This window comes from Treponema vincentii F0403 (assembly GCF_000412995.1).
Taxonomy (GTDB): Bacteria; Spirochaetota; Spirochaetia; order Treponematales; family Treponemataceae; genus Treponema; species Treponema vincentii.
Genome location: NZ_KE332513.1, coordinates 113064 through 136605 on the forward strand (window position 1 = coordinate 113064; position 23542 = coordinate 136605).

A 23542-nucleotide genomic window follows, 5' to 3' on the forward strand; every position below is an offset into this window, starting at 1 on the left:
AAGCCGGTTAAAGAACCGGCCCGCCGTCTGGCTATCGGCCGGTTAATGGGTGGGAGGGGAACTAACCGGCCGATACCTTATATATCGGCTGTATTATATTAAACCTTAGTGTATTTTGTTATTATTTTAAGGAACGATTTCCTGTAAAAGAACATCCATCGTCATCGTCAGCTGGTAGGTTTTTCCCGTCTCGACGGTAATTTGGCGGGTCAGCTCATAACTCCCCATCTTAAAAACGACGGTATGTACCCCAATTTCGACCGGCAACGGCTCTTTTGAAAGCGGTATTTCTTGGCCGTCAAGGAATACCGCTACATTTTCCGGCGCCTGAATATGCAAGAGCGGCGTAATCGACTTAAGCTGCACTTCAAGCTGCGTAATTTTTCCCCGTTCGATAATACACGAACGCATTTCCGTGCGGTAAGCGTCGGAATTGATACTTACGGAATATGTCCCCGGCAATAGAAGCTGCAACTCATCAAACCGCGTAAGATATTCGTTATTCAGCTTGACAGTAACCGGTTTTTGCTCCTCATTATCGGGGAACTGCAGTTTTAATTTTAAACCGCCTTCGGCAATCAGCAGCGGACGCACAATAACGGTAAAAGAAGCCTGTTCAAAATCTTCCGGCAGCCCTTTCATAACGGGATTCAAGCGCAGCATAAAAGGATTCGCCGCATTGAGGCTGTTATACGGCAAAATCTCACTGTTTTTTATTTGTTTAAAGCTGTACTCTTTTTTTACCGGAATTCTAATGATATGAGAAAACCTGTTCGGCAGCAGTGCCGTAGTGATCGCTTTAGCCGAATAGTCGATGTGCTTTTTTGCAGGTTCGGGCTTTATGTCGGTATATACCGTATAAGCGATGGAATTCGGATAATTCATACTTGTCTTATCCTGCTTTAATTCAAGCTCTATTCCTTCCAAAAATAAGAAATCGCTTTTAACCGAAAAGGCAACCGCATCATTATAACCGATGGTAAGCGAAACCGGTTCAAATACCTCTGTGGTAAAGGTATAGGTATGCATATTGCTTACCCTAAAGCTATCGGGGTAAAAAAATGAAACGGCAAATAAGAAAAAATATGACGTTATACATAAGAGCTGCTTCATGATTTTGCTTTCTTTGTATCGATGAAAAGTGACGGATCTTTTGCCTTTCCTTGCTCGCGTACCTCAAAATGGAGGTGCGGACCTGTGGAAAGACCTGTAGAACCGACATACCCGATGATTGTACCTGATTTTACTTTTTCGTACAAGCGGGCATTAACCTTGCTTAGATGGCCGTACAGGCTTTCCCTGCCGTCATCATGGCGGATAAGGATGTAATTGCCGTAGATATTGCTGTATGCGGTTTCGATAACTTTGCCTGCCGTACACGCATAAACGGGACTCCCTGCCGGAGCGGCAAGGTCGATTCCGGCATGGTAGGTTGACTTACCGGTAAAGGGACTTTTCCGCATACCGAAGTCGGAGGTAACAACGGCATGCTGCAGCGGAAAACGATAGAGCGGAATAAAAAAGAAGCTGCGTACGGTACTGTCAAGCAGCGCATTAGGAAAACATTCTACCCGTATGGTCTTTGCAGGATCTGCAGCAGAAGGCAATGTGATTGAAAAGGATTCTGTTTTAAGCTTTTTACTGAATGCTTCCGTCAATTTTTCTATATCGGAAACAGCCTTTTCCGGAAGATAGAGCGCCGGTAAGGTAGGCAGCAAGAGTATTTTACCTGCGATATTCGTTTTTACCGATTCAATGCTATTCAAGGTAATAAGCGCATCATAAGGGATGCTGCAGCGGGCAGCTATGCGGATAACGGTATCTTCTTTTTGAGCCTTATAGCGATAAAATTGAAGCGGCAGTTCCCGTGCGGTTTTTCCCGCTGCAAGCGCCTTTCGGGCATACAGCACATCATCGCTATACTGTTGAAAAATATGATTTTGGGGAGACAGTTCCGGTATTAGCGGCAGTTCCGCGTAACCGGCTGCTGCAGCAGCGTGGATAAAAAGAACAATTACGTAGCAAAGCGGGAGTTTTTTCATTACCATGCAGATTATGGGCGCTACATTCGGTCTTCCGAAACCCCAAAGGCTACAAAACCGTATACTATAAGCGATAAAATAAGCGCCAGAAAGGCTAATATGCGATGATAAGTGAAAATCAATATAAAAAAGAGGATAAATCCTCCAAGCAGGATGAACTTTTTTAACAGCGAATATAGAAACTTCCGCGGATTGGCTTTATAGTTTTTTATGCTGCGTTTAACAATGAAAAACAACAAGAACGCGGAAAAAAGCAAAAGGCTTACGGTAGTGTAAACTTGCGTATAGCGGGTTGCCAGCAGCCAGAGCGGATAGACAATACAAAAACTGAAAAGGAGGCAAAAGCCGAATATGAGCACAAATGTGCACACTTTAAAAAAAAGGGCTTTATAACCGGTAACCATTTTGTGAAAATAATCTTTCACGCTTCAAAACCTTTTATAATAAAATAGATACCCTCTAAAAACATCGATTTTTAGAGGGTTTTCATCGATTTACTTGCAGCAGCCCGTGCATACTGAACCGTCTTGCATTACCGGTCCCGGAACTGCCGCAAAGAAAAAGCGTTATGCTTCGGAGATTGCTTCCGTAGGACAAACGCCTGCACATGCACCGCAGCTGATACAAGCATCAGCGTCGATAACGCGCGCTCCATTCGCTTCACTGATAGCGCCTACGGGGCATTCGCCCTCGCATGCACCGCAATTAACGCAAGCATCGGAGATCTTATAAGCCATAGTCATACTCCTTGATATATGTGTGATACCCGTATCATAATCCTAAGAGTTGAAAAATGCAAGTATTGAACATGAGAGAACGGGACAAACGTATCTACTTTTTTACAGTACATTGCAAAATCAGTGAAGCGGTTTTGAGAGATATTCTGCCGGCGCTTATAAAAACAATGAGTTTTAGTTACCTGCAAAGAGTGTTTTTTTCCAACGGCTGATCATCTGCAGCGCTTGGAGCGGAGTAGTTCCGTCGGTGTCGGTAGAAAGGATTTCGTTGATAATCAGTTCTTCATCGCTAAAGAGATTTTTTTCCGGTGAGGGATGTTTCTTTTCCGGCACGGTAAAGTCCGTAGACACGGCAGTGCCGGAAACTTGAGTGTTAAGAAGCTCCGTTGCGCGCCGTATGACCGTTTCCGGCAGCCCGGCCAGCTCTGCAACGTGCACGCCGTACGAATGGGCTGCAATCCCTTCGATAACTTTCTTTAAAAATACAATCTTTCCCTCGGTTTCCGCCACATCCAAACACAGCCGTTGCAGCCGCGGATGGATAAGTTGAGCCAGCTCGTGGTAATGGGTTGCAAAAAGGGTTTTTGCCCCGGTGGTCTGCAAAAGGTATTCGCTCACCGCCCGCGCAATAGAAAATCCGTCTCCCGTCGAAGTGCCCCTACCGATTTCATCCATAATGACAAGACTGTTAACCGAAGCGTTCCGCAGGATGTACGCAGTTTCGGTCATTTCGACAAGAAAGGTGGATTCCCCGCGGGCAAGATTATCGCTGGCGCCTACCCGGCAGAAAATACAGTCGACGGGGGTAAGCAGCGCTTTTTCCGCCGGCACAAAGGAACCGACCTGTGCGAGCAGCACAATCAGGGCGGTTTGCCGCAAAAAGGTGCTTTTACCCGCCATATTAGGACCGGTAATGAGGGCAAACGAAGGAATATCCGCATCGGCGGCGGACGAAAGCTTAATGCTGTTCGGCACAAATTCGCCTGCCGGTAGATGATTTTCCACAACAGGATGCCGTCCTTCGCGGATATCCAAAAGCCCGTCGGCGGAAAACTCCGGTTTTACCCATGCATGAAGGGCTGCCGCATAAGCAAAGGATTGCAGTACATCCAATTCTGCAATCTCTTTTGCAAGAAGGTGCAATAGACCAATCCGGTTGTATACTTCCGTATGCACTGTAAGGAACAGCTCTTTTTCGCATGCAATAATATTTTCGCCTACATCGTTCAGTTTTGTTTCAAGTTTGCTTAAATCATCCGTGGTAAAACGATCGGCTGTGGTAAGAGAACGCCGCCTAATAAAATGCTTGGGGATTTCTACCGTTTTAAGGGTACCGCGCGTTACCTCCAGAAAGTAACCGCTTAACCGGTTGTATTTAATCTTTAAATTTTTAATACCGGATTTTTCCCGTTCTTTTTCCAAATAAGCTTCCAAAAGCTTATTGGCGTTATCCCGCATATCACGCAGTTCATCCAGTTTTTCAGACCATCCCTGCTTAATCAGACCGCCCTCGGTAAGGGCAATCGGGCAATCTTCGGCAATGCTTTTGTCCAAAAGGGTATACAGCCCTTCCATATCGTCATGCAGCTCTTGCGGCAGCTGCAAAAAAAAGAGGCTGTTAATTCTACTCAAGTGTGCAAGCTCGATACATGCTTTAAGACTCTGCTTAATCCCTAAAAGGTCTTTTCCATGAGCCCGCTGCATGGCGACCCTGCCGGTAAGCCGGTGGATATCCAGCACTGCCGCAAGTGTAGTCCGAACGGCAGCCAACGCTTTTTCATTTCGGAAAAGCACCACTGTTTTATTAAGCCGTGCGTTTATTTCTTCGGCCGTCCGGAGCGGGTGATAGAGCCATTGCCGCAGCAGCCGCGTTCCCATCGCCGTTTTGGTATAGTTGACGGTTTCAAACAGCGTAAAAGCATCAGTGCTGTCATGCAAGTTTTGCAGCAATTCAAGATTTTTGCGGGTTGCATCATCCATCATCACAAAATCGGAGTCGCGGTATACCTTTATACCCGTAATATGCGGCAGTGCCGCTCCGGTTGTTTGATCCAAATACTGCAAAAGCAATCCTGCCGGCGGTAACTCCGGCGAAGGAGCCGTTAGGCCGAACGATTTAAGGCTTTCGGTACCGAAGCACGCACAAAGTCTCTTTTCGGCGGAAGTAGCGGAAAAATACCAATCGGGATAGAGGTTCTGCAGCATCTGCGGGTACTCTCCGCACAAGGCTTTTAAAGCAGGTACCGAATCGGCGAGCGATATTTGAATAAGGATTTCCCGCGGCTGTACACGGCCGAGTTCTTTTTTGAATTGTTCGGCAAAGTCGGAACGGGGAAAGGACGTAGCAAAAAACTCCCCCGTGCTGACATCGAGGTAGGCAAAACCGATAAATACATCCGTAACGCCGTTGTACGTAATCTCTTTCGGCGTGCAGTAAACTGCTGCAAGATAATTATTTTGCCCTTGTTCAAGGAAGTCGTCGCCCGTTGCGGTGCCGGGAGTAATCACTTCTACGATTTTCCGCTCCGTAAGTTCCCCGGGCACGACATCCGAAACTTGTTCGCAAATAGCAACTTTTTTTCCGGCACGGAGCAGCCGTGCAATATAAATACGCGAGGCATGGTAGGGAATACCGCACATAGGGCTACCCGTCCGCTGCGTCAGCGTCAAATTCAGCAGCTTACTCACCTCGATTGCATCGTCATTGAACATCTCATAAAAATCGCCTAAGCGGAAAAAGAGCACGGCATCTTTATACTGTGCCTTTATTGAGAGATATTGCTGCATCATCGGGGTGATCGGCGCCGGTTTTGCCATATTAGTTTGAACTGAGCTCTCGAATAACGGTTTCAGTAATATCGACGGTGGGGCTGTACCAAACGATAGCTTCCCCTTGCTGCAAATTTAAAACCATTGTATATCCTTGGCTTTCCGCAATCCGCTTAATAGCGGCATAAAGGCGGGAATAGAATGTATCATCACTTACAAGGTTTTTCCGCAGCATTGCAAGTTCATCATTGCAAGCCTTGGAATACTCAAGCAAAAAACTGGTCTTTGCATCGATTTCGGCCTGATATTTTTGTACGGCATCGGTGCGTCCGATTGCTTCGGCATCCACTTTTTTTTGCCGGAGTTCGATAATCTCATCGGACATCCGTTGCGTTTCAGCCTGATATTTTACCTGCTTTGCCTGATAGTCGCGGACGGAGCGGGAATCCCGCAAGAAAGTAGTGTAAATACGGGAGGTGTCTACAACTGCAAAACGGGTTATCTGCTGTGCCGCTAATGCGCCGGCTCCCGCCAAAAGACAAATCAATATAAAAACATGTTTTTTCATTTATCTTTGTACTCCTTTTATAAATTGGGAACATTAAACGACAAAACAAAACGCCAGTCGGCGCCCTTGCCGTTACCCCATACCAGTTTTCCGTTTTCCGCTTTAAAGGTATTTGCAAACATTAGCCGCAGCGGGAATTGAGGAATAACAAAACGCAATCCCGGACCAAAGCTGAAATAATAATCGTCAATTTTAAAGGTCTTTAGATCGGCTAAATCTTTCTTGACTGCAGCAGCATCGGCAAAAAAGTCGAAGGAAAGGATACCGTGAGCTAACGGCCATCTAAACTCCACCCAATGGTTAAGCAGTACATTTCCCTTGCCTGAAGAACCGAGTGTCATCCAGCCGCGGCCGGTAAACATACCGTCAATTGCAAGCTTGCTGCTGTCGCCGATAAGGCTGTTCGGCATGGGGATTTGGAATGAAAATCCGGTATAGAAGGCCAGTACGAATTTTAAATTCCAAATTTCCGAAACGGGATAATTGACAAGTGTAATATATGCCTCCGCTTTGGTTTCGGAACGGAAAAAGTATTCATCTTCGAGTTTCGGTATGATGCCGAAGAAAGAGACCTGCTCACTCAAGAACCAGCCTTTTGAAGGATCATACGTGATATCGCGTCCATCAAAGGAGAGTCGTGTCCAGAATGAGTTGCTGAGCCGCCAGTTTGCCTGCTGCTGCCGTACGGTCTGGTCTGCTGCGCGGTATAATGAAGTATCATAGAAATTCTTTACCAGCGAAAAGTTAACCCCGCCGCGCCATGTAATCATGCAGAATTGGGGATACCACCGATAACCGGTATGAATACCGAACGTCGTTTCAAATCGGTCATAGCGCATTCGGTATGCATTTGCCAAGTCTTGATTTTTTTCAAATTCTTTCTTACTCGCGAACGGGCCGTAGGGGAATACCATATCTTGATAATCGAACAAAGATTTGTGCGTCAGCGACAGATCGAATCCAAGCGTTAGTGGATAGCCGAGGAACCAGTTTTCAGCATAGCCGAGCTGAATTGTTTGATTATCGGTCGCCGCCGTAGCATTAACCGATAATTCATTTCCCCGCCCTGCAAGGTTCCGTTCCTGCCATTGCACAAACAGCGAAAGGGGGAAGCTATCTGCATCGGAAATACCCGAAAATGTAATACCGAATTGGATGCTGGCCGTCGATTGCTCTTCAACATTGAGGATAACATCGATAAGATCCTGCTCTGAACCTGCTTGTACATCCGGTACAACAGTCGAAAAATAGCGGAGATTAAATAAGTTTCGTAAACTATTTGTAAATTTTGACTTTGAAAACACATCGCCCGGTTCAAATAAAAGTTCACGCTTTATAACATAATCTTTTGTGCGTGCATTACCGCGGATGATAATATTTTCGATATGACTTCTACTCCGTTCGACAATCGTAATAACGAACGACACTTTTTTCGTTGCCGAATCGCGCTGAACCGCTCTTGCAATATAATTTGATGTATAACCGTTTTCAAAATACATATCGGCGATTGCTTGAAAGCCCTGTTCAAATCTGGTCATATTCAAAACACCGCCCGGCGTCAGTCTTATTTTTGCACTTAGATCTTCCGTAGAAAAAATCTTATTCCCTTCAAAAGAGGTTCCGTTGTAGAAATACTGCTCCCCTTCCATGATGATATATGTCAGCTTTACCATATTTTTTTGCGGATCGGATTCTGAATCTACATCCTGCACAATATTTTCGACATGGGCATCGATATACCCCCGTTCACCGTAGAATTGCTGAATAGCAGTCTTATCTTCTTCCAGCAGACGCTCTTGAAAAATTCCTTTTACAAGAAATTTTGCCGGTTTGGTAGCTAATACGCCTTTTAAAGCCTTTTCCCCCACAGCGGTGTTACCTTGAAAAGCAACCTCCGAAACGATTGTCTGCTTTCCTTCGTTAATGGTAAATTCAAGGCTAACACCTCCTTGCGGACTATCGGATACACTTGAATTTACAACAACCGATGCATAACCTTTTTCTATATAGTAATTTTTAATGGTTTGCTCGTCGGCATTCTTTTTTATTTCATTATAGATGTCGCCTTTTTTCAATAATATTTTCGATAAAAGATCACCACGTGAAATTTGATGATTACCGGTTATCGTTATCAATGTAACAACAGGCTTCTCCGTTACTTCAAATTCAAGCCTCACATACTGATAGTCCATATCGGCAGGAACAGCTTTAGGTACAATATTGGAAAAATAATCAAGGGCATATAATTTTTGTAAAATTTCCGAATATATTTCATCTGAAAAGGGTTTACCCTTAAACGAATCAAAAATACCGGCCATTTCGGTTTTCGATACGCTGTTTAATCCCTGAAAAACAATGCTTGTTATCGGTTTATTTTCATACCAATTATCGGAAGATTGTGCCCATAAAAAGCACACGGATACCATGAATGCCGTTACGGCTATCATCTTTTTTAACATTAAAGACTCCTCTATCTTATTTACCTTATATTATACAATAGCATTACCGCCCGGATCTCTCTGAACTGTACAGGGAGTCCCTTTTTCAGATATGCGTTCAATATGAATATTTCCATGAAAAAGTCAATGCCGCATCTCCTACAAATAAAGTATCCGGTTTTGTAGGGGCGACCGACCAACGAAGCAAAAAGAAGGGAGTTGCCATCTCCAAACCGATTTCGGGCTGAAATAAAATATTGTTATATACAGGACGCTGTGAACCGCCGTTTTTAAGCGATTTTGAATCATAGTGGCTTAAGTGCAGCAGCGCATCCGCATAAATAGCAGAACCGAAATATTTCCCTATATAAACACTTGTATTATCAAGATAGTTACTCATAGTTAAAGTGGTATTCTGACTTGTACTAAACAGGTTACCGAAAATAGCATTTTGAAGCAACAACGTGCGGAAAGAAAACGCATCCAATCCTAAAAAATCCCTTACTTTACTTTCCGTTTTTTTCAAAAAACCGACCTGAGCCAAGATATCCGAACTGGTAACCAGCAGGTTTTGCCATACATTATCTTTTTGCGTGTCGCCGATAGCGACTTGTCCTAATAACTGCATAATCTCATTGGTCGAACGGGGCGGATCTGAATTAAGAGTCGGATTAAAATTAAACAACGGCTGATCCTTTGCCGTCAAAATAAGCCGCAGCGGTTCGCCTGAGCTATCACGGTCGCGGATTTCCGCTCTTAATGTTACCAACGGTTCGATTTCCTTAGCAACATCTGCAAAAGTGATGTTACCTTCACGGATATAGAAACTGCGTTTAATATAAAACACCTCGCCGCCGCGCATTTTTATATCACCGGAAATCGTAAAATTCCCGGTTCCGGCATCGGCAACCAGCGAAAGAGGTAAATCGGTAGGCACCAGCGTCCTTAAAATGGGAAAATCTGCGGTAGGCCAGCGGAATTCAGCCTTATGCCCGAACTGTAAATCGAGCTTCATATCAAACGCCATATCGCTGCTTCCGCTATACTTAGCGTTGAATTTATCCAGATCGTTGAATTTAAATACAAAGTACCCCGAATCAAAGGTTGCCGAACCGTATACCCCGACAAGCGCCGGCGTGATCTTTATTTCAACAGTACAACCGGCAAAACCGTCCGCTTGGAACAAGATATTATCGGTTTTAAGCACCCCCATCTTGGCGCCGAGCGTCCCGCATTGGATTGAAACATCGTCCGGAATCCAGCCGGAAAATTCGGCGGTACACCGTGCCCAAATATCCGTCGACGGTCCCTTTAATACGGTATACGGTACTTCCAAGCCCGTACCGTCAGCAATAATATCCAATGCAACAGGACCGTATTTTTCCGGCGCATACCGGGGAGAATTGACGATTATATTCTGTCCGGTTAATTTTCCGTTAAACTCCGGTTCCATCGGTTTGCCGCCGATAGCTAAATCTCCGGTAAGTGTTCCGCCGTAAAAAAGCACATAATCCAAGCCTGTTATATCCCAAATCCGTTTAAAATCGGCACGGATACCGGTTACCTGTAAGTTTAAAGCATCTTTTTTTACGGTACCGTCCAAATTCAATTTAAGCGGCAGTGATTCGGCTAATTGAAGCGAAACTACGCCGTCATCCAGTATAAAGCCGGTTATATCATCATTCTTTCCGGCATAAAATGCGGTAACGCCCGGGTCACGGATAACAGAAAGCGGTACTGTGTTTTCTCCTTTTGTATCCCCGAACTGCCAATTACTCAAAGAGGTTGTAATCGTAAAACGCTCTATGACGCTTTTCAACCGGGAAAACAGCGCATCTTTTGTTTTTTCATTCGGCTGTACGCCGGTATATACGGCAGCGATATGCGCACCCATTTGCTTATCTGCAACCGCTCCGGCATAATCGGCATCCAGGCTGCCGGTCATATCAGCTAATGAAAAGGTTCCTGCAATACCTGACATCTTGTGCGCACCCCATTCAAGCTGTGCAACCTTTAATTCCGCTTTTTCATTTTCGATTATGAGGGAGCCGGAAGTATTGAGATCTTCTCCTTGTACAAACATTGAAAGCTGCGGCAAATTAAAATGAAATGAAAAAGAATTGGGAGAAGTTGAAAAAACGGCGTCCGCCGATACCTTGTGAGCTGTTCCCTGCGTATATAAAAAACGTGCCAAGGAAATATTGTCGATTTTAAGAGAGCCGTCGGTATAGATGCCTTGGCCGGAAAGATTAAGTTTTGCCGTAAGTTCCAGCTTTTCGGCAGCATCGGGAGAAACAAGGTTCATTTCAACCGTATAATCTTTTTCATCATCATTATCGGCTGCAGGCGCCGTCAATGCTAACACACCGGACAGAGCTTCTTCATTACCGAGCCTTACTTCAGACAAAAGCAGTCCCGAAGGATCCGCTTTTCCCCGAAAATTAAATCCAATTGCAGCTCGCGCTAATGAGGCGGGAGAACCGTAACTGACATAGCCGTCTTCAATAATGTAGTTCCAATCTGTACCGTTACGGTATTGAAACTCCGAATCGAGGGTTAAAAAGAGCGGCAAAAAAGGCAACGGCATCTCCTCGGTTTTAATTGTTCCTTTAAAACCCGTATCTTTTTCATAAAGAGCGCTGATTGCAAGGCCGTAATCACCGTAAATATTTAGAACATTCTGAGAAAAAAAGCCCTGCACCTGATACCCGATTGAATTAATAACTAAAGAACCGGTAAAGATAATGTCGCTTAAACGCTCAAAATCGGCATTAATATTTCCGCGGACGGACATATTATTATACGAAAACTCAATATCCGTCAGTGCAAAGGAGGACTGATTTCCTTTTAGCGACAACAGTGCATAAAAATCATTTATTGTATTTGAAGCTAAAACAAACCTGATAAAGTTATACGAGAAACTCCGTAAATCACTCGAAACATAAAACTCGGTCGTACATTGCAGCGGTTCAACAGCCGCTTGCGGTATGTCCACTCCGGGAACTGCTGCCTGAATAAAGCGGCAGATTGTACCGATACCGACGGCATCCAATGCTCCGTGCAGCTCTAAAAAATGCGGTGAACCGGCAGTAGTTCCTTCATTATAAATATATGAGCCGTCAAAACTATACTTTCCGTACCCGTCCTCGGCAGATACCGTGTAATCGGCTTTTTGGTTTGAAGGATTAACAGCTACGGTAATATTATGAAGCGAACCTTCTCCGACGATAAGCTCCGGTATTTTACAGAGGAGTGCTTTTCCATTCTTAGAAAATTGAAAATCTGCAGCTACCGAAGCGCCGGACGGAAGATTAAACCGTTTTACGGATACTATGCCGATAGGGAACTTTGTATCGAAATTAAATGCAAATTTTGAAAAAATATCCGCATCTTTTCCCGATAATGAAAGCCGCGAAACGTCGATGCCTTGATTATTTCCTTCCGCCGTAAGCCGCAACTGAGACGCTGCGAAACGATATGAAGAAAATGCCAGTGCAGGAACGGAAAAATTTAAATCGGTATTCCACCGGATCTGCTGTTCCGAAAACGTAAACTGAAAGTCGCCCGACATCGTCAATGAAGCAAATTGCCTAAGGTTTTTGGGAGCATTGTATACCGTCACAGACTGCAGCGGCATAAAATCTTTACAGCTGAATCTTCCGGTTATATCGTTTGTTTCGACATTCCAGCTTGCAGTCAAATCAATCGGCTGAAAATCCTGCATGGTGTTGAATGTAAAAACCTTATCACGGTAATCCGCAAACAGCTTGAGCCGGTATAGGCCGAACCGTTCGGCGGAAATATGAGAAAAATCGGCAACTGCCGAACCGGCGGTTAAATCTTTGTTGAACTTTCCTTCAATAGTAAAGGCTGTTTCAGCTTGGCCGATATCCGTATAGCCGGCATTTTGATAAGCAGCGGTGCTGGTAAGGCTTACCGTTATAGCATCCGAATCGATACCAAGATATCCGTCCGTTATCCGTGCATTTATATCATGTACGCTATTCTTAAATCTTAAACGGACATTTTTAATATGGACGTTGAGCAATTGAGAGGAGAAAAATGAAAGGCCTTGTCCGGTATTTGTAGAAGGCTGCACAGAACTTGAACTTGGAGCTTGCAGTATCGTATTAAGCTTTTCGGCAAGCGTTTTATTTTCGACCAAATCTATATCGACAAAACCGTCGGCGATATTGACGGAATCTATAATCTCTGCGCTATTGCCGAAAATGAGCGCCCAAAAACGGTATTGGACGGAAAAATCAGCGAACGAAGCAATTTCCCTATTCTGTTCGGCGTCATAAACTTTTACATTCCGCAATGAAACGGATCGCAATATTGAAGGGGACAGCGATTCATACGACAGGCGTATATTATACGTTTCCTCCAACTCCGTCAGGATCAGATTGCGCACCGCCGACAATTTTTTTTCAAGCGTCTGCATCAGAGGACGAAGTACCGCAAAGGAGAGGATAAGGATACATAAAAATAGTAAAAACTCTACTTTAGACCGGGCGGCAGATTTCATCGAGGGGCTATTATATCAAAAAAAAAATTGTTATGATAGATAAGCATGCTAGACAAACACATCAGGAGCCTTTTAAATTTCCCCGCAGAAAAAAATGAGGCTGTTCGACCAGAGTTGAACTGCTTCGCAGTTCAAATGGTCTCACCGCCTCATTTTTTTCTGCGCTTTTATCTATTCTGCCTGATGTGTTTGTCTGCCTGCTGGAAAAAATGTGCGAAATTTTATCTAAAATTTCGCACAGAAGGAAGGTAAGCATACCAGAACTTTACTAAATATCCCCGCAAAATACTGAGGCCGTTCAACCTTTCCTTTTGAAAATATGGGGGCATCTACTTCGTTATTTCACAAAAATTAGTCCTCGACGTGCAAAAGCACGCCTGTGGGTAATTTTTGTTCATGCCTCGTATCTGCCTCCCATATTTCCAAAAGGCTAACGGAAAGATTATTTTCGAACATCATACTCTCATTTATTTTGCGGTATTTGATTTATTTGTTTGATACGATTATCCTCTTGCTAAGAATAAGGAAAAATTTTAGATGATTTTGAAAAATTTTGTGGTGTTTGAGGGGCTTGACGGGACGGGGACGACGAGTCAGCTTCGACTGTTGCGGGAAGCCTTTACTACCCGCGGTCTGCAAGATACCGTATATTTTACCTGCGAGCCTACCGGAGATTCCATCGGGAAGTTAATCCGCGAAGCGCTTTCCGGAGCCGCAGGTTTCGACGCAAAGACGATTGCCTACCTTTTCGGCGCAGACCGCTGCGAGCATGTCTACGGTAAAAGCGGTATTTTAACGCAATTACAGGCGGGAAAAGCGGTATTTTCCGACCGATACTTGTTTTCCAGCCTTGCGTATCAGGGACTCGATGCCGGAAAAGAGCTTGCGCAGACAATCAATGCACCGTTCCCGCTCCCCGAATACCTCTTTTTCTTTGACCTACCGGCAAGCACGGCAATGGCGCGGATTGAAAAACGGAATATTCCGCGGGAAATATACGAAAAAGAAACCTTTCAGCAAAAGGTCGCTGCCGAATATCAAGCTATTTTCCGGCATTATGCAGAAACGGCTCCCGATATGCGGATTCTCCGCATCGATGCTTCAAAAACAATAGAGGAAATTCACGAAAACATCTGGAGAATTGTCTGCAATCTGCCGATAGTATGAAGGATGAAAAAGCTTTTTTGCTTATCCGCAGTGTTACTTTTTTTCTCTTTCGCCCAAACGGCGTTACTGCCTGCATATTTCGTAACGTATAAAGAGCAGTATTATAAGCTGTACCATATTCATTATCAGCAGTATCCCGACGATACGCTCGAGAATATCTATTGGCTTGAAAAGGCTATCAATGCGGATTTCTGCAACCCGTTGTATGCGTTGGGCAAGATCAACGATAAAACGGATTGGGAAAAATACCGCTACCTGTTTATGATGCACTTAAACCTTAAAATGGTCGAACAGCACCTGAGGCTTGGGATGAAATACGACAAGCAGGTTGCATACTTTTATAATGCACCGTGGAAAGAACAAAACATCGAAAGCTTAAAAATGGCGGAAGACTGCTATAATACCGCCTTATTTTATTGGAAAGAAGCGGCGTTATGGGCGGAAAAAGCAAATGTACGGAAGTTTCAGTTCCTTTTTTTAACCGATTTACAGAATTGGGAAGATGAACGGGAACGGATTGCGCAAAAAAAACTCAACTATGAACGCACAATAACACGGGAATTGGAACGGCTCACCAAAGTCCGCGCCGAATTTATGCAGATGGAAGAAACCTACTGAGGTAAACACATCAGGCTGTTTTTTTACGACCCCCACAGAAAAATTGAGGTTGTTCAACCAGAGTTGAACCGCTTCGCAGTTCAAATGGTTTCACAACCTCAATTTTTCTGCGATTTTTATCTACTCTGCCTGATGTGTTTGCTCGTCTACAAGAAAAAGCTGGACAGGTAAGGCGTTAACTGATATACTTAACTTCTAGTATTATATAAAGGGGAAAGAGGGGCAAAAATGTCTCGAACACGAGGATATAAGAAAACTGAAAACAATATCGTACGATATATCTCAAAACAGGTAAAAAAAGCGGCGGAAGCGGTTCTGCATTTTTTTCAGCGCATCATTGCAGGCGGCCGGAAAAAACTGACTATTATGATCGTCCCTCATTCACAGAAAAAAATACTGAACTTTCAGACAAGTATTTTCAGCTTGCTTTTTACGCTGATTGCCGTTATCGGCTTTTTTTCATCATTCTTTTGGTTTGCACACAAAACAGCCGTATCGGTACAGGATCTTTCCGCAACTAAAGAAGAAGCCCGTAAAGCACAGGCAAGTTTGGATGTATTACGGGATGAGACAAACGAACTTTTAAAAACGGCACGGAATTTTCAGGCTGCGCTTACGTCGACATTTTCTTCACTCGGCCTTAAGACGGCCGCTCCTGCCGGTCAAACGGCAAATGGGGACTTATCCTTTTTATTTAACATGCATGAGGTTGCGGAAGGCTCACTGAAAGAAGCGGCGGAGCTGCAGCAATTAACGTCATACCTTAACGATGCCGTCTTACCTGTGCAGGAAATGGGCAAACTCCTTAATATGCAGACTACGCTTTTCTCCGATATTCCGAGTTTATGGCCGATTAAAGGCGGAATCGGACATATTTCGATGCCATTCGGTCAAAACCGGCATCCTTTTACCGGACAATGGTATATTCATAAAGGGATAGACCTTTCCACCTACCGTTCGGGAGATCCTATCGTTGCAACGGCCGACGGCCAGGTTGTTACCGTAGAATTTGACCCCGGCTGGGGAAATTATATTATCATCAAACATAAGCACGGTTTTTATACCCGTTATGCGCACCTTCAATCATACCGCGTAAGCAGAGGCGAATATGTACAGCAAGGGCAGACTATCGGGTATATCGGAACAACAGGCATTTCGACAGGGCCACATCTCCATTATGAGGTACATATAGGTTCCGATGTTGTAGACCCGATTAAATATTTAAACATAAAGGCTTCCAACACAAAGCAATAAATATGGCAAAAAAAAACTTCATCGATGATATTTCGATTAATACCATTATAGGACCGGGAGCGATGATAACCGGCAATGTAACGGTTTCGGGATTTTTACGGATAGACGGCGATATAGACGGCAATGTGCAAACTCAAGGGCGTGTCATTATCGGAGAGGAAGCACGGATACGAGGTAATATCCGTGCAGCTTCCGTCAGTGTCGGCGGGGTTGTACAGGGCGATATTATCGCGCCGGATTATGTTGTGATTCTTTCATCGGGGATGGTCATCGGATCGGTTCTGACAAAAAAATTGCGAGTCGATGATGATGTCATTCTGCACGGTTTCTGCTCTGCGGCTGGAGACCAGAACAGCTTTGAAGAAGCGGAAAAGAAATATTCAAATCGGCAAGCGCTGCATTCCTCCACTTTTTCTTACTCAAAATAAAGGAGAAAAATGGGAAATCAGATAGAGAGTTCAAATTATACGGCAGGGGTAACCGTTCCGCCGTCCCTGCAAACCAAAACGGCACAATCCGAAAAAGACAAAAAAAAACTAAATAAATTTAAAGAGATGCTGCGAAGCGTCTTACCCCAAGCCGAGCCGAACAATGAAGCGAACATTATTGAACAGCTCAGCAAATTGCCGCCGGAAGAAGCGATAGCGCTGCTGCAAGACAATGTCCGATCTGCCGGCGATACATTACGGACACGCCAAAATCCGGAAACAATTTTACGGTATAAGCAGGCAGTTAAAAACTTTATCGGCTATGTTGCCCGCGAAGCATATACGGTTACAACGAAGACTCATTTACGGCGAGATAGAACCAACCATTTACGGCCGCGTTCTTTTACCCAAATTGTAATCATCAACGAAAAGCTTGATAAATTTGCCGGTGAATTACTCTGCGATCAAAAAAGCCAGCTTTTTATTCTTGAACGGCTTGAGGAAATATACGGCTTGATTATAGATTTAATTACATAATAGGAGTAAAAAATGGAGATTGAATTTGAAGATACATATTCCGAATATGAAGAAATAGATGATTTAAGCGCTTTGGAGGATACCGATGTGCCTCAAACAGAAGAACCTATTCAAGAAGGCGCATTCCCCTACCCGCTCTATCAGTTAAAACTCGAATATTCACAAGAAACCTTTTACGCAACAACAGCTGAACTCAACCTGCAAAGCGGAGATTATGTTATTACCCCGACACGTTACGGGGACGATATGGCTTGCGTAATGGGTTTAGTACGACACCCCATCAGAACAACGCTTAAAGATATTGTTACGATTACGAGAAAAGCGACGGAAGAAGACTTTCTCCATGCAAAAGAAAATCTTGGAAAAGAAAAAGAAGCAAGCATCCTTTTTAAAGAAAAAGTTCTCGCCCATAAGCTTGACATGAAACTGGTTGACTGCCACTACCTGCTTGACGACCCGAAAGTAATCTTCTTTTTTACGGCAGATACCCGTATCGACTTCCGCAAGCTGGTTAAAGACTTGGTAGCCATTCTGCGTCTCCGTATCGAGCTGCGGCAAATCGGAGTCCGCGATGAATCGAGGATGGCGGGCGGTATCGGTTGTTGCGGTAGACCGTTTTGCTGTCATGCAGTAACCGACAAGCTGCGGCCGGTATCCATCAAGATGGCAAAAGAGCAAAATCTATCTTTAAATTCGCTTAAAATTTCGGGACAATGCGGACGGCTTCTCTGCTGTCTTTCCTATGAGTACGATTGGTACATCGAAACTCGAAAAAAGCTGCCGTCAATCGGCACCAATCTCTACTACGATAATACGCTGTTCCGCATCAGTGAAATAAATCTCATCACCGGCATTATTGTGCTTTCAGGGGACGACGGTAGAGTAATTTCCATACCTGCACAGCGTTTTTTTCAGCAACACGGAAAATGGAGAATTAATTAGCTGGCATCTCTAACAACTGAAGTTTTTAGAGGTTCCCAGCTATTTAATAAGACGGTCGTAGGAATTTTGAACTCGTTGGGTTTTAGATATTTTATCTTCCGGACCCGGCGCTTTATCAAGTTTGCGGAGATACGCGTACAGCTTATCCGAAGTATCTTGACTGATCGCATGTTCCATTTCGCACGCTTCACGGTCTGCCGTTTCTTCCGGAACGCCCAATATATCGGTTAAGAACTTATACAGTGTATTATGCCGTTCGCGGACATTTTTTGCAACAGCGCATCCGCTTTCGGTGAGGCGCACCAGTCCGTACGGTTCGTGTTCAACAAAACCGGAATCCTTTAACAAACTTAAGCGCTTGTTTACACTTGCCCGTGACACACCGAGCAAATTGGCTATGTCAATTGAGCGGACAGACTCGGAACCGTGCGACAAATCGTAAATAACTTCTAAATAATCTTCTTGGGAAGCAGAAACTCTTGCTATCATGCCTGTATTATATACCCCTTTGCACCGGTTTGCAAGTTTTAATTTTCATTCGGACGGCATCGGCAAAACAAGCTTCCTCTATTTATACTTCTTAGTATTTTATGCTATACTGCCGGTATGGTGCCTAAAGTATGCCTCGTGTTGACGGAAAACACTATCGATAAAAATATTCAGTTAATTGAACGGTATCGGCCATGGATTGATATTGTCGAGCTGCGGGCTGATTTTCTTGATCCGCGAGAATTGCTGCATATCCGCACCTTTCCGAAAATCGCACATATACCGGTTATTTTAACCGTACGCAGGTTTCTGGACGGCGGACAATTTAAAGGCGGCGAAGGTTCACGCATTACATTATTTGCCCGCGGACTCGCCTTTGCAGATACCGATCCTCTTGATAATTTTGCTTACCTTGATCTCGAATCCGACGTACAGGCGCCGAGTCTGGAAGAAGCGGCACAAGCCTTTAATATCGGCATTATCCGCAGTATCCACAGTATCAAAACGCCGATTAAAGATATTGCCGCTAAAATACGGGAAATTCGGCGCACGGATGAAGAAATCGTAAAAATTGCATACAAGGCTGATAACCTTGCGGAGGTAACGGCGCTCTTTAAACAAGCGCAGCAGCTTAACGGGCAAAACACCTTAATTGCGATGGGCAAATACGGTATTCCGTCCCGTATTTTAGCACCGAAACTCCACTCCTCCTTGGTATACACCATGCCTCGGGAGTATATCGCAAAGTATCATTTAGAACAGGAATATATCGATCCCATTACGCTCACTGAGCTGTACCGCTTTCGCGCCATAAATGACCAAACGGGTATATACGGAGTCGCGGGTGCGGATACGACAAAAAGCCTAAGCCCTGCTATCCACAATAGAGGGTTTGAGAAAAAAGAACTCAACGCAGTTTACATTCCGATTTCCGGCACAAATATTCAAGAAGTGATTGAATTTGCCAAATGTACCGGAATAGCGGGGCTCTCGATTACCCATCCGTTTAAATTCGATGTTATTCCTTTTTTAGATTCGCTCGGTCCCGTATCAACAGCCTGCGGTGCAGTGAACACGGTTCTATTTAACGGAGGAAAGCGACAGGGATTGAATACCGATATAGACGGTTTTATTCGAGCTTTACAAGAATTTTTACATGTCCGAAACCTTCGCTTTAAGCATGTTGCCATTATCGGAACCGGAGGAGCGGCGCACGCGATTGCCAATGCCGTACATCAACTGCATGGAAAAGCATGTGTTTTCGGCCGTTCTGCAGAAAAAGCAAAAAAACTGGCAGACCGGTATAACTTCCAATGGGAAATTTTGGATTTGGCCTCCGTCCGTATATTGAAAAAATATTCCGAAATCATTATCCAATCCACCTCTGTGGGTATGCACGAAGGTGAAGACCCGCTTGAATTTTACAGCTTTTCGGGCAATGAAAAAGTATTTGACGTTATCTATGTTCCCGAAAAAACTACGCTCTTAAAACGCGCGGAAGCTGCCGGCTGCCATATTTGCAACGGATACGATATGCTTAGATATCAGGCATATAAACAATTTGAACTATTTACAGGAGGTTCCTATGAAGAATACGATAAGTGTTGAAGATCAGAAAGTATTGGTTGCCCATACCGCCATCGATAAACTGATTTCGGAGGGGCTCATCCACTCAGGCATGAAGATCGGTCTTGGAACGGGCTCTACCGCAATGCCCGCCGTAAAGCGTTTGGCGGAGTATATTGCAAAGGGAGAATTAAAAGATATTGCCGCCGTTCCTACCAGTTTCCAAACGTCGATAGCATGTGAAGAGTATAATATTCCGATTTTTTCCCTCAGTTCGGGACGAATCAACGGAGTGTTAGACCTTACGATTGACGGTGCGGATGAAATTGATTCTAAAAAGAATCTTATTAAAGGAGGCGGAGCAGCGTTGCTGCGTGAAAAGATTATCGCGTATAATAGTGAACTTTTTGTCGTTATCGGCGATGAAACCAAGAGCGTCAAAGCTTTGGGGGTAAACTTTCCGCTTCCAATCGAAATAGTGCCGGAAGCGCGGCTTAGTATTATGAAAAAACTTGAATCCTACGGAGTTTCAATGATTATCCGTGACGGCATACGTAAAAAAGGCCCCATTATCACCGATAACGGAAACTTCATCATGGATATAAAATGGCCGCTCAATGCAAAAATCAATCCGGTAAAATTGGAAAGCGAACTGAATGCCATACCGGGTATTATCGAAAACGGATTTTTTACTCAAAAGCCTCCGCGCGTATTTTTAAGCAATGCCAACGGAACCGTCGAAGAGTTTTAACAACCGGGGATAGAGATGAGAATAGGTATATTTGCGGCGGAACAGCAAGAGATTGAAAACATCCAGCAAAGTTTGCAAGGCCGAAAGACCGAAAAAGCAGGGCTTACGTTTTATGAAGCGGAACACGGTACCCATACGGTTATCAGCGTATGCGGCGGAATCGGCAAAGTGAATGCGGCGATTTGTACGCAGCTGTTAATTTCGGAATTCCATGCAGAGGTAATTATCAATACCGGCACTGCCGGAGGTTTAAATGATTCATTGCATGTATTCGATTTGGTAGTGTCGACCGACGCAGTACAGCATGATGTGGATATTTCGGCATTCGGTTATGCAAAGGGGCAGATTGCCGGTACGCCGTCGCCCTTTTGGAAGGCGGACGATAATCTGCGTGCCAAAATAATGGAAACATTTACGCAGCTTAAAACAGACTGTGCGGAAGATTTTGCTCATACCGACAGTATGATTGCGGGACGCATTGCTTCGGGAGACCGCTTTATTGTCGACCCTGCCGTAAAACAGGGCATTATTTCAACGTTTAAAGCCGACTGCGTTGAAATGGAAGGCGCCGCGGTCGCTCAAGCCTGTGTAATGAACGCAGTGCCCTTTGTAATACTGCGGTGTATTTCCGACAATGCGGGAGAGCCTGCGGCAATCTCGTATCAGCAATTTTCAAAGGAGGCTTCCCGCATCTCCGCGATGCTGGTACTGCATACTATTGCCTTACTATAGCATGACAAGATTTGACTAAATACGAAGGTATAACTTCGGCAGCCGCAATAAGGCTGCCTTGTTAACTGTCAAGTTTGCGGGGCAAACTTGCGGATTGTATGTGCACGTTCCGCGCACCAATGCAACAGTTTCCAAAGCGGACACTTTGTTCAACTGTTGCATTTTAAGGAAGGATGGCGTAAAATTATCCGTTATGTCCGCTTCATTAAAACCGCTTATCATTCAAGGCGACCGCTCTATATTGCTCGACGTTCATGCGCCGGAAGCAACGGATGCGCGCTTTGCACTTATCCCCTTTGCAGAACTTGAAAAATCTCCCGAACACTTGCATACCTACCGCTTGACCGGCTTATCTTTATGGAATGCCGCAAGCGCAGGCTTTACTGCCGAAAAAATTACGGAAACGCTCAAGCGGTTTTCCCGTTTTGATATTCCGCCTGCGGTACTCGATTGGGTGGAAGAAACGTTCAGCAGGTACGGAAAGATTAAACTAACCGAGTGTGAAGATGATTCGTTTTTGTATTTGACGGCGGAAAACGATCGGATATATCAAGAATTAAAAGCTTCGCCGAAGCTTGCAAAGTATCTGGTTGCGGCGGAAAAACCGCGTTCGTTTTTAATTGCGCTTTTGAACCGCGGTACGGTAAAACAGGCGCTGCTGAAAATGGGCTGGCCGGTACGTGATGAGGTACCATTGAAAGACGGTGCGCCGCTTGCGGTTGATTTACGTACGCAGACGAAAAAAGAAAAAGATTTTATCATCCGCGACTATCAGCGGGAAGCGGCGGAAGCATTTACCGGCGATAAGGGACCGGGAACAGGCTTCGGTACGATTGTGCTGCCGTGCGGCGCGGGTAAAACGATTGTCGGTATGCTGGTTATGTCGATGCTGAACACTGATACATTGATTCTAACCACTAACACCGCCGCCGTGCATCAGTGGAAGCGCGAGTTAATCGATAAAACCGGATTGGAACCCGATAGCATCGGTATTTATTCAAGCGATACCAAAGAGATTAAGCCCGTTACCGTGGCAACCTATCAAATTTTAACATGGCGGCCGGACACCGAATCGGAGTTTCCGCATTTTAAACTGTTTCGTGAACGGAACTGGGGCTTGATTATCTATGACGAGGTGCATCTGCTTCCCGCTCCGGTATTCCGCATTACCGCGGAGCTGCAAGTGATTAGGCGGCTCGGCTTAACGGCAACGCTGATCAGAGAGGACGGCTGCGAGGGGGATGTGTTTAGTCTCGTCGGCCCGAAGCGCTATGATGTGCCGTGGAAGGAGCTTGAAGAAAAGGGCTGGATTGCTCACGCCTATTGTACGGAGATACGCATCCCTTTGCCGGTCTCTAAGGAGATTGAGTATGCCGCCGCCCCCTTGCGCGAAAAGCACCGGATTGCGAGCGAGAACGAAGCAAAAAACGAGATTGTCCGGCAGCTGCTTGCACGGCATACGGACGACCAGATTTTGATTATCGGGCAATACATTACGCAGCTGAAAAAAATAGCCGAAGCGGTTCAAGCTCCGCTCATTACCGGAAAAACGCCGAATGCCGAACGGGAAGTTTTATACGATGCGTTCAGAGCGGGGGATATTTCCGTACTGGTAGTTTCCAAGGTAGCGAATTTCGCAATCGATTTGCCGGATGCTTCCGTTGCAATCCAAATTTCCGGTACCTTCGGAAGCAGGCAGGAAGAAGCGCAGCGGCTCGGCCGTATTCTCCGCCCGAAAGAGCGGGATTCGTTTTTTTACACGCTCGTAACGCGCCATTCGGTCGAAGAAGAATGCGCCGACCACCGCCAAAAATTCCTTGCGGAACAAGGCTATGCCTACTCGCTCATCACCGATGCGGATTTCGCCGCCGATACATGCATACGATAGTGCAATGGAATCACTAAACTTCCAATTATAATTGCTTCAATAAAAACCTCTTCATATTTTTCCCCTTGTGCCGATATTGAGTAGAGAG

At 44.9% G+C, this 23542-nt stretch carries 18 protein-coding genes; 10 read left to right on the plus strand and 8 right to left on the minus strand.

Translation table 11 applies throughout. The annotated features are described in order from the left end of the window. Window positions 1-126: 126 nt before the first annotated feature. The 7 genes from HMPREF1222_RS11265 to HMPREF1222_RS11300 all read right to left on the minus strand — a co-directional run bounded on the left by HMPREF1222_RS11265 (window position 127) and on the right by HMPREF1222_RS11300 (window position 12998). The gene (locus HMPREF1222_RS11265; protein ID WP_016519504.1) at window positions 127-1113 is read right to left on the minus strand and encodes a hypothetical protein; all 987 of its coding nucleotides are present in this window, start codon (window positions 1111-1113) and stop codon (window positions 127-129) included. Beyond that, window positions 1110-2048: a LysM peptidoglycan-binding domain-containing M23 family metallopeptidase gene (locus tag HMPREF1222_RS11270; protein ID WP_016519505.1), complete on the minus strand. Its 939-nt coding sequence runs from the start codon at window positions 2046-2048 to the stop codon at window positions 1110-1112. Before HMPREF1222_RS11270 ends, HMPREF1222_RS11265 begins: the two co-directional genes overlap by 4 nt. 560 nt (window positions 2049-2608) lie before the next feature. Next, window positions 2609-2779 (minus strand): DUF362 domain-containing protein, encoded by a 171-nt coding sequence (locus HMPREF1222_RS11280; RefSeq protein ID WP_006189053.1) that lies wholly within the window; start codon window positions 2777-2779, stop codon window positions 2609-2611. A gap of 174 nt (window positions 2780-2953) precedes the next feature. Then, window positions 2954-5596 (minus strand): DNA mismatch repair protein MutS, encoded by a 2643-nt coding sequence (mutS, locus tag HMPREF1222_RS11285; RefSeq protein WP_016519506.1) that lies wholly within the window; start codon window positions 5594-5596, stop codon window positions 2954-2956. Window position 5597: 1 nt separating this feature from the next. Next, window positions 5598-6116: an OmpH/Skp family outer membrane protein gene (locus tag HMPREF1222_RS11290; protein ID WP_016519507.1), complete on the minus strand. Its 519-nt coding sequence runs from the start codon at window positions 6114-6116 to the stop codon at window positions 5598-5600. A gap of 17 nt (window positions 6117-6133) precedes the next feature. After that, window positions 6134-8575: an outer membrane protein assembly factor BamA gene (bamA, locus tag HMPREF1222_RS11295; RefSeq protein WP_006189056.1), complete on the minus strand. Its 2442-nt coding sequence runs from the start codon at window positions 8573-8575 to the stop codon at window positions 6134-6136. 97 nt (window positions 8576-8672) lie between these two features. Next, window positions 8673-12998 (minus strand): translocation/assembly module TamB domain-containing protein, encoded by a 4326-nt coding sequence (locus HMPREF1222_RS11300; protein WP_155997722.1) that lies wholly within the window; start codon window positions 12996-12998, stop codon window positions 8673-8675. A 621-nt stretch (window positions 12999-13619) separates the two neighbouring features. Between HMPREF1222_RS11300 and tmk the strand changes: the two genes are divergently transcribed. From tmk to HMPREF1222_RS11335, 6 genes are all read left to right on the plus strand, one after another. Beyond that, a complete protein-coding gene (gene tmk / locus HMPREF1222_RS11310) occupies window positions 13620-14249 on the plus strand; it encodes a dTMP kinase (protein ID WP_006189058.1) in 630 nt (209 codons plus the stop codon). Between the two features lie 3 nt (window positions 14250-14252). Then, a complete protein-coding gene (locus tag HMPREF1222_RS11315; protein ID WP_016519509.1) occupies window positions 14253-14867 on the plus strand; it encodes a hypothetical protein in 615 nt (204 codons plus the stop codon). Between the two features lie 228 nt (window positions 14868-15095). Next, window positions 15096-16121: a M23 family metallopeptidase gene (locus tag HMPREF1222_RS11320; protein ID WP_016519510.1), complete on the plus strand. Its 1026-nt coding sequence runs from the start codon at window positions 15096-15098 to the stop codon at window positions 16119-16121. 2 nt (window positions 16122-16123) lie between these two features. Continuing rightward, the gene (locus HMPREF1222_RS11325) at window positions 16124-16549 is read left to right on the plus strand and encodes a bactofilin family protein (RefSeq protein WP_006189061.1); all 426 of its coding nucleotides are present in this window, start codon (window positions 16124-16126) and stop codon (window positions 16547-16549) included. A 9-nt stretch (window positions 16550-16558) separates the two neighbouring features. After that, window positions 16559-17086 (plus strand): YaaR family protein, encoded by a 528-nt coding sequence (locus HMPREF1222_RS11330; protein ID WP_006189062.1) that lies wholly within the window; start codon window positions 16559-16561, stop codon window positions 17084-17086. A gap of 12 nt (window positions 17087-17098) precedes the next feature. After that, window positions 17099-18028 carry a PSP1 domain-containing protein gene (locus tag HMPREF1222_RS11335; RefSeq protein ID WP_016519511.1) on the plus strand — a complete coding sequence of 310 codons (930 nt, stop codon included), beginning with the start codon at window positions 17099-17101 and terminating at the stop codon, window positions 18026-18028. Between the two features lie 39 nt (window positions 18029-18067). Here HMPREF1222_RS11335 and HMPREF1222_RS11340 read toward each other — a convergent pair whose 3' ends face one another. After that, window positions 18068-18517, minus strand: a complete 450-nt coding sequence (locus tag HMPREF1222_RS11340) for a metal-dependent transcriptional regulator (protein ID WP_006189065.1) — start codon at window positions 18515-18517, stop codon at window positions 18068-18070. Between the two features lie 117 nt (window positions 18518-18634). Between HMPREF1222_RS11340 and HMPREF1222_RS11345 the strand changes: the two genes are divergently transcribed. The 4 genes from HMPREF1222_RS11345 to HMPREF1222_RS11360 all read left to right on the plus strand — a co-directional run bounded on the left by HMPREF1222_RS11345 (window position 18635) and on the right by HMPREF1222_RS11360 (window position 23454). After that, window positions 18635-20125 (plus strand): type I 3-dehydroquinate dehydratase, encoded by a 1491-nt coding sequence (locus HMPREF1222_RS11345; RefSeq protein ID WP_016519512.1) that lies wholly within the window; start codon window positions 18635-18637, stop codon window positions 20123-20125. After that, entirely contained in the window at window positions 20103-20834 is a 732-nt protein-coding gene (rpiA, locus tag HMPREF1222_RS11350; protein WP_016519513.1) for a ribose-5-phosphate isomerase RpiA, read from the plus strand. Before HMPREF1222_RS11345 ends, rpiA begins: the two co-directional genes overlap by 23 nt. A gap of 15 nt (window positions 20835-20849) precedes the next feature. Beyond that, window positions 20850-21566 (plus strand): 5'-methylthioadenosine/adenosylhomocysteine nucleosidase, encoded by a 717-nt coding sequence (locus tag HMPREF1222_RS11355; RefSeq protein WP_016519514.1) that lies wholly within the window; start codon window positions 20850-20852, stop codon window positions 21564-21566. A 193-nt stretch (window positions 21567-21759) separates the two neighbouring features. After that, window positions 21760-23454, plus strand: a complete 1695-nt coding sequence (locus tag HMPREF1222_RS11360) for a DNA repair helicase XPB (RefSeq protein ID WP_016519515.1) — start codon at window positions 21760-21762, stop codon at window positions 23452-23454. Window positions 23455-23542 lie beyond the last annotated feature (88 nt).